Here is an 8,401-nt window from a genome sequence, read left to right as displayed (position 1 = left end):
CGCCGAATCCTGGGCTTCGAGGATTTGGCTATCGACGCCGCCCAACCGCTCGCGCATGGACTGCATGCGCTTCTCGCGCTCGATGGCCAGCTCCGCTGCCCGACGCTGAGAGGGATCGCTGAGACGCGCGGCCTGTGCCTCGCGCTCGGCGATGTCGAGATCATTTGACGCGGTTCGCCGCTCGCGCGCCAATTGCCGGGCGCGCTCGGCAGCGGCCTGCGCTTCGATGGCCCGTGTCGTCGCCTCGATCGATGCCCGCAGCCGCTCCTCGGCGGCCCCGGTAGCCAGTGACAAGGCGGCACGAGCGTCACGGGTCGCGGCAAGCGACCGCTCCGCGATTTCGGCGGCGACCGTCGCACGTTCGTTAAAAAGATGCCGCTCCAGCAGGTCGCGGAAGGAAGAATTCGCGATCCAATGGTAACTGCGGGTCGGCTCGGGCAGGTAGCCGCGTTGGATCTTGTGCTCGCCTTGCGCACCGGCCTCGACGCGGGCGAGGCCGCGTGCGATCGCGAATTCGATCGCCTGGTAATAGCAGGCCTCGAAATGCAGGAATCGGAAATCCGCGACGCAGCCCCAATGGCGCCCGTAGAGCGTGTCGCCGCCGAGCAAGTTGAGGGCGCCCGCCACCGGCCGGCCGCCGTGTTCAGCCAGCACCAGCACGACGCGCTCGGCCATGCTCTCCCCCAGCCGCGAGAAGAACTCCCGCGTCAGATACCCGCCGCCCCACTTGCGCGACGCGGTGTCGCGGTAGAAGGCGTAAAAGGCATCCCAATGGGCCTCGCGCAGATCCGATCCGGTCACGACGGCGATGGCGACCCCAGCGTCGCGAACGGCGGCGCGTTCCTTGCGGATCGCCTTGCGCTTGCGCGAAGCGAGTTGGGCGAGAAAGTCGTCGAAACCGCGGTAGCCCCGATTGGTCCAATGGTATTGGACGCCGAGGCGCGGCAGGTATCCGGCGGCTTCGAGGGCGCGGGCATCGGCTTCCGCGGGGAAATTGACGTGGAGCGAGGAAACTCCGGAGCGTTCGGCGATCCGAACCATCGCGCCGGCCAGGGCCCGGCGCAGCTCGTCGGCGCGCTCGCGCGCGAGCACGGGCGGGACCAGGAGCCTCGGCCCGGTCGCGGGCGTGAACGGCACCGCCGACAGCAGTTTCGGATAATAGCGCCCGCCGGCGCGCGCATAAGCGTCCGCCCAGGCGTGATCGAACACGTATTCGCCGTAGGAATGGCTCTTCAAATAAAGCGGCGCCGCCGCGCACGGGCGCCCCGATGAATCCTCGATCACCACGTGCGCCGGCGCCCAGCCGGTCTCGGCCGTGGCCGAGCCGGATTCTTCGAGGGCGGCGAGGAAAGCGTGCCCAACGAAGGGGTCGCCCGTACCGGCGAGCGCGTCCCAACCCGCCGCCGCCAGGTCGCGGATCGAGGTCAGCGTGCGCGCGATCAGGGGTTCACGACCGTCCGGCATCGAGGGAGGATGAACGCCACGCGGCGGGGGCGCAAGCTATCCGCTTGATCCGTACATCTTGGCCGGCAGCCACAGCACGAGATCGGGCCAGATGAAGCACGCGGCCACGGCCAGAAGCTGCACGATCACGAACGGAATGACGCCGACGTAGATGTGGCGTGTGGTGATTTCCTTCGGCACCACGCCCTTGAGATAAAAGAGCGAGAACCCGACCGGCGGGGTCAGGAACGAGGTTTGCAGCATGACCGCGAGCACGACCAGGAACCACACCATGTTGATGCCGAGATCCTTGATCACCGGCGCGATCAGGGGAAGGATGATCAGCACGATTTCCAGCCAATCGAGGAAGAACCCGGCGATGAAGGCGACGAACAGGATGAAGATCACGATGCCGGTCGGCCCGAACGGCAACCCCTTGAGCGCGTGCGCGATCAATTCGTCGCCGCCGAGCGAGCGCAGGATGAACGCGAAAATCGTCGCGCCGATGAAAATGCCAAAGATGAAGCAGGTGGTCAGCGTTGTCTCGATGCCGACCTGACGGATGACCTTGAGGCTGAGCCTGCGGTTGAACAGCGCGAGCAGCGTCGCGCCGAAGGCGCCGATGCCGGACGCCTCGGTCGGCGTCGCGATACCCATGAAGATCGCGCCGAGAACGGCGAGGATGAGTCCGGCCGTCGGCACGGTCGCCAGCACCGCGCCCCAAATCTCGCGCCCCGTCAACGGCGGTGCCTTGGGCGGCGGCGGCGCGGCCTTGGGGTTGAACAGGCCGACCAGAATGACATAAAGCATGAACAACAGGCCGAGCAGCACGCCCGGGATCAACGCGCCCATGAACAGATCGCCGACCGATATGGAAATCTGGTCGGCCATCAGGACCAGCATGATCGAGGGCGGGATCAGGATGCCGAGCGTGCCGGAAGCGGCGACCACCCCGGCGGCGAGCGGCTTGGAGTAGTCGGCGCGCAGCATGATCGGGATCGAAAGCGTCGCGAGCAGGACCACAGACGCACCGACGATGCCGGTCGAGGCGGCGAGCAGGATGCCGATCAGGATGACCGTGATGGCGAGACCGCCGCGCAACCGGCCGAACACGCGCACCATGTTGGTCATCATCTTCTCGGCGACGCCCGAATTGTCGAGCATCAGCCCCATGTAGATGAACATAGGCAGCGACACGAGGACCCAGTTCGACATGATCGCGTCGAGACGATCGATGATCGCGCCAAGCTTGGGCCAGCTCGTCAGCAAGAAGGTGTCGACGCCGAGGCCGTTGAGCACGAGTCCCCCGGCGGCGAACAGCAGCGACAACCCGCCGAGCAGCCAAGCGACCGGATAGCCGATGAACAGCGACCCGATGAAGGTCGCCATGAAAACGATGACGATGATTTCGTAGACCGGCACGGCCGCCTACCTCGTTCCCGCCCGCAGCGCCGCCCATACCCGGGTGAGGCGCGAGACGCCGGCCAAGGCCAGCAGAACGAAAGCAGTGACGATGAACGACTTCAAGGCCCAGCGGTAGGGCAGGCCGTCGGGCGCGGCGGAGATTTCCTTCAATTCCCACGACCTCGCCACGAACGGCACGGCGTACCAAATCATGAATAGGGCGATGGGCAGCAAAAGAAACACGATCCCACCTAGCTCGATCCACAGGCGGGTCCGGCGCGGAAAATGTTCCGCCAGCACGTCGATGCGCACATGGCGCTGGCGGATTTCGGTGAACGCGAGCCCGAGCAGGAAGCCGACGGCGTAAAGATGCCATTGGACTTCTTCCAGCTTGATCGAGCCGATGGAAAAGACGTAGCGCAGAACGACCTGATAGACGATCAGCAGCATCAGGACCGTCCACAGCCACGACGACGCTTCGCCGAAAAAGACGATCACCCGGTCGAACGCCCGGGAGATCGCCGTTTCCGGCAGCGAAAAGTCGGACGGCCCCGAGGAGGGGCCGTCCATTGGCGGTTTGGCTTCCGCCGTCATATCGCGAGGATCAGTTCTTGAAGTCGCGCGGCAAGTAGCCGAGATCGTGCCACTTGCTGTTCTGTTTCTGGAAAGCGACTTGGCTGTCGTAGACCTTCTTGAACATGGCGTCCTTGGCGCTTTCCTCGGCCAACACCTCGTCGGCGGCCTTCTTGAAGGCGGCGAGCAGTTCGGGCGACACCTTGACCGCCTTGACGCCTTCCTTCTCGAACTTGGCGAGAGTTTGGCCCTGCAGGGCTTCGGCCTTGGCGAGCGACATGGCGACACCCGCGGTGCAGGTGGTCTCGATCAACGCCTGGGTGGCGGGCTTCAGCTTCGTCCACTGGTCAAGGTTGATGTAGAGATACTGGTTGGTCGAGGGCTGGTGCCAGCCGGGGAGATAATAGAATTTGGCGACCTTATGGAAGCCGAGCTGATCGTCCACCGTCGGCAGCGAGAACTCGGTGCCGTCGAGCACGCCCTTTTCCAGCGCCTGGAACAACTCGCCGGCGGGCAGCAAGGTGACGGAGGAGCCGACCTTTTGGTAGACGCGACCGCCGAGGCCGGCGGCGCGGAACTTCAGGCCCTTGAGCTCGTCGGGCTTGTTGATTTCCTTGCGGAACCAGCCGGCCGCCTCGGGGCTGATGGTGCCGCAGAAGATGGGATGGACTTTGTGCGGCTTGTACAGCTCCTTGAGAAGCTGATCGCCGCCGCCGAAGTACATCCACGCCGAGAACATCGGGCTTTCCATGCCGAACGGCACGGCGCCGAACAGGGCGGAGGCGGGCAGCTTGCCGATCTCGTAGCCCATCCAGGTGTAGCCGGCCTCGACCTTGCCTTGACTCACGGAATCGAACACCGCGAGCGCCGGGACCAGTTTGCCCGGCTCGAATACCTGCAGTTTGATGCGGCCGCCCGAGGCGCGGTCGAGCTGCTGCGCGACCCACGGCATGGTGTCGCCGAGCGCCACCAAGTTGGATCCGAACGCCATGGGGATACCCCAGCGAACGGTGTCGATTTCCTGGGCGTGAACGGCTTGGCCGGCGGTCAGCGCAACAGCGAGCGCGGCCGCGGCGACGTATCTCTTCATCGAAAGGCCTCCTGTTGAAGAATATGAATTATGAACGCGGCGAGCCGTCGGCACGGCCCAATCTTTTGGTAGCGAGCCGACGCGGGAGAGGCACCTTAACATCCGATAGAGGTCGGCGAAAGGGCCTCGGAAGGGGCTCAGAGCCGCAGCAAAAGCCCTTCGTTCGGGGCGACGACGCGGGTTTTGGAGCGCAGTTTGGCCAGTTGGCCTTCCGCGATCTCGAGCTTGGCGTCGATGGCGGTGTCCGATTGGTCGGGGTCGTGGTGGAAGAGATAAAGGTTTTTGACCTTGGCGGCATGGGCCAGCTTGACCACTTCGCCGATGCAGGAATGGCCCCAGCCGACTTTGCTCGCATATTCCGGGTCGGTGTAGGTGGTATCGGTTATCAAGGCGTCGGCGCCCTGGACGAAATGGGTGAGCTTGGTGACGTAGTGGGCATTGTGGTGGGGATTGCCCTCGAGGAAGAGCTCGTTGTCGGTGACGTAGCAGATCGAGCGGCCGTTGTAGTCGACCCGGTAGCCGAGGCAACGGCCGGGATGACAGAGCAGCATGGTGCTGACCTTGATTCGGCCGAACATCAGCTCTTCCTCGTCGAGATCGTGGAAATAGACCCGCGCGCCGAATTCCTGGAAGGTGATCGGGAAGTAGACGCCGTCCATCTGCGCCGAGATGATCTGGCGCATGGTGGTGTCGCCGTGGCGTGCGCCGAGAATTTCGAAATCGTTGCCCGGCAGGTACAGGGGAACGAAAAAGGGAAGCGCGTTGATGTGGTCCCAGTGCGGGTGGGAGAGAAAAATTTTGGCTTCGATGCGGGTGCGCTTCTGCTTGAGCAGGTGATCGGACAAATTTTTGATGCCGGTTCCGGCGTCGAACACGAACAGCTGGTGGGTTGGGAACTCCAACGTCACGCACGACGTGTTGCCGCCGTAGCGCAGGCTTTTCCCGCCCGCGACCGGCAACGTCCCACGCACGCCCCAGAAGGTGAGATCGATCTTATCCTCGATGATGCGCAACACCCGGGACATGAACGTTTCGGGCGAAATCGGCTTCTGGATGAACCCATCGGCGCCGGCGGCGAGCGCGCGCTTGCGGTCGAACTCGTAGGTCTTGGCCGAGACCACGACGATCTTGGTCGCGGCGGTCGACGGCTTCGCGCGCAGCATCGCGCACAGTTCGATGCCGTCCACGTCCGCCATCATCAGGTCGACGACCACCACGTCCGGCTTCTGCACCAGGATATCGGCCAGCGCCGTCAGGCTGGAGGTGGCGGACTTGACCGCGTGTCCGGACTGCGCGATCAGCGCCGTCATCATTTGCACCGTGGTCGGGTCGTCGTCGATCACGTAGAAACTGAGGCGACGGCCCGAACCCAGTTGGGCGATGGCGTTGGCGAGAAACGGCTCGTTTTCGGCGAGTTGCGCCGCGACTGGTCCGCGCCGCGCGGACAGCGTTCCGTCGGCGGCGTGGGGACCGGCGGCGGATTTACGTTTCGATTTGGAAGGTTTTTTGCGGGACGCAGCCACGAAAAGTATTCCTCGAATCGGGCACGTAGTGTCGACTTACTTTCCCCGCGCGTGCTTTTTTTTTCGAAAAGCTTTCGATACGCTGTTAAGCGCTATTGGGCATGGAATTCGCCCCGATTTCAACCGTAAAGATTTACCCGCGTCGCAGCCGCGACCGCCACCGCCGCCCGAAATCCGGCCGCCGTGGCCTTTTCTCACACGTCCGATTTAGCGGGATATCGGAGGAAAAGATAAGGATAAAGAACGGGGAAAAATCGGGCGCCCCCCGGACGTTAGCAGTCCGGGGAGCGCCCCAAGTTTCCCAGGGAGGAACGATCGCACCCCATGCGCGCCATCAGGAGCACCCCGTGGTGGAGCCGCATGTGTTGCATTTGAGACAGGTACCGTTGCGCACCAGCGTAAAGTTTCCGCACTCGCCGCAGGGATCCCCCTCGTAGCCCTTCATGCGGGCTTCGCGGATTTGGTCGAGGCGGGTATCGACCGCCGTCACCACCTCCGTGTCGACGCTGAGGGCGTACACCCCCTGCGCGGCCGGGGTCACGGCCATGGCCGGGCCGGACATGACGGCGGTGGCCACCGCGCCCTTGGCGCCCTTGATGACCATGAGCTTGGAGCGTACGTAGCCTTGGCTCGCCGCCGGCGGGATCGCCCCCTCGGCCGCGCCCGGCAGGTCGCCTTCGTCGTTGCCGCCGCCGAGGCTGTCGGGTTTCAGGTCGTCGGGCTGGATGTGGGCAAGGTCGTTGCGCCCGAGGTAGGAAACGGCCAATTCGCGGAAGATGTAGTCGATAATCGAGGTCGCCGACTTGATCGCGTCGTTACCCTGGACCAGACCGGCGGGCTCGAAACGGGTGAAGGTGAACGCCTCGACGTATTCTTCGAGCGGCACGCCGTACTGAAGCCCGATCGAGATGGCGATGGCGAAGTTATTCATCAGGCTGCGGAAGGCGGCGCCTTCCTTGTGCATGTCGACGAAGATCTCGGCCAGCACCGCATCGGGATTGTGGCCTTGCCGCGCGATGGCTTGCGCCAGCGTCATCGTGCCGGATCGCATCGCCAGAAGGTCGGCCATGGCATCCTTCAACGGATCGACCGCTTCAAAACGCGGCGGCGACCATTCGACCGGGATGCGCGGCTGCGGGAGCTTGCCGGCCGCCCAGGCCTGTTCGGTGAACCAGTCCCAAGTGGGCTGGCAGAGCATCGGAATGACGATCTGCCACTGGACCGCATCGATCAGGCGGCGGAACTCGACGAGCCCCGCCCGGATCGACGAATAGTTGACCTGACTGAGATCGCCGGTCAGCAGTTCGTAGGGCATGCGAAAACCCGCCGCCACGATGTGCAGCTGGGCGCGCAGCCATTCCGCCACGCCGGCCGTCGTTGCAGGCTGATTGAAACGGATATCCTTGCCGCCGCGCGCATAGGCGATGAGGCCCGGCTCGAACTGCTCCACGCGGTTGCCGTCGGCGTCCACCACGGACGGTGCTATTCCCTGCTCGGCCTCATCAGCACCAAGCACGATGCCGACGACACAGGCTTCGGTCTTCTTTCGAACCAGCTCGGCTTGCGTCCAGTCGTCGAGATCGCGCAGTGCGCGCATGACCGGCGTGCCCCACGGCACGCCGCGCACTTGAGCGCGCTGCTTCTCGTAAAGATGCACTATGTCGGCGGCCGGGATCGCGAGACTGTCGAGACGCCGCCGCGTCGTGACCACGCTGTCACCCGGATGCTGCGCGAACAGCCAGAAGGCCCGCCGCTGTCCCAGGCTTGAGAACTCGATCCCCTGGACGACACGACCACCATCCGCGAGATCGCCATTGCGCCCGGCATCGAGCATGTCGGCTTCGAGCAACTGCAGCTGCAGCGGCACATCGAGCCCGTCACTCGCACGACGCGGACGGCGACGCAGCAGCACTTCGCCTGCTTCGATCATCTGCCGACAGGCCAAGGTCTGCAGACCGAGAAAGTCGAGCTGGCCGTCGGCATCGCAGCGCACCGACCATGCCTCCCAGAGCGCATTCACCTGCGCGTCGAGCTTGTCATTCCCGCTTGCGGCGCGGGCAATGATGCCGGAGCCGATGATGTTGTTGACCAAAACCGACACCGCCTTGGCGGCATGCGGATTGTTGCGCACGAGATCGCGCATGCGGTCGCGGAGCAACCCGCCCGCGACGGCGATCTCGCTGTCGGCCGATGTTCCGGCCGCGCGCCATCCATCGGTTCGCCGCCCCTTGGCAGCACCGTCATAGCCGCGCGCCAGGGCATCGAAGCTCTCCCGCGCCTGCACACGGCGTAGTGCCGCCCGGGGTGCAACCGAGCCGATCGCGCGGTCAAGCCAGGTGACGCGGCGCATCAGCGCTCCCCGCGCGAG

General features: G+C 64.6%; 5 protein-coding genes and 1 pseudogene. All 6 read right to left on the bottom strand.

Annotation, left to right across the window (positions count from 1 at the left end; genetic code table 11):
* Positions 1-1,464: N-acetyltransferase (locus tag FJ311_15075; GenBank protein ID MBM3952759.1), on the bottom strand; the 1,464-nt coding region annotated here is incomplete at its 3' end.
* Positions 1,465-1,500: 36 nt separating this feature from the next.
* Positions 1,501-2,865: a TRAP transporter large permease subunit gene (locus tag FJ311_15070; GenBank protein MBM3952758.1), complete on the bottom strand. Its 1,365-nt coding sequence runs from the start codon at positions 2,863-2,865 to the stop codon at positions 1,501-1,503.
* Positions 2,866-2,871: 6 nt separating this feature from the next.
* Complete coding sequence (locus FJ311_15065) at positions 2,872-3,441, bottom strand: TRAP transporter small permease subunit (protein ID MBM3952757.1); 570 nt, start codon at positions 3,439-3,441, stop codon at positions 2,872-2,874.
* Between the two features lie 10 nt (positions 3,442-3,451).
* A complete protein-coding gene (locus FJ311_15060; protein MBM3952756.1) occupies positions 3,452-4,510 on the bottom strand; it encodes a TRAP transporter substrate-binding protein in 1,059 nt (352 codons plus the stop codon).
* Positions 4,511-4,647: 137 nt separating this feature from the next.
* Entirely contained in the window at positions 4,648-6,033 is a 1,386-nt protein-coding gene (locus tag FJ311_15055) for a response regulator (protein ID MBM3952755.1), read from the bottom strand.
* Between the two features lie 973 nt (positions 6,034-7,006).
* Positions 7,007-8,383: pseudogene (locus FJ311_15050) on the bottom strand (phage portal protein).
* Positions 8,384-8,401: the final 18 nt, after the last annotated feature.

It is taken from the genome of Rhodospirillales bacterium (assembly GCA_016872535.1).
In the GTDB taxonomy this organism is placed as follows: Bacteria; Pseudomonadota; Alphaproteobacteria; order Rhodospirillales; family 2-12-FULL-67-15; genus 2-12-FULL-67-15.
This window is presented reverse-complemented; position numbering and strand designations above follow the sequence as displayed.

What these genes read in the sequence shown, in the direction of transcription:
- FJ311_15065 (MBM3952757.1), bottom strand. Translation starts at nt 3,441, where the DNA reads ATGACGGCGGAAGCCAAACCGCCAATGGACGGCCCCTCCTCGGGGCCG.
- FJ311_15060 (MBM3952756.1), bottom strand. Translation starts at nt 4,510, where the DNA reads ATGAAGAGATACGTCGCCGCGGCCGCGCTCGCTGTTGCGCTGACCGCC.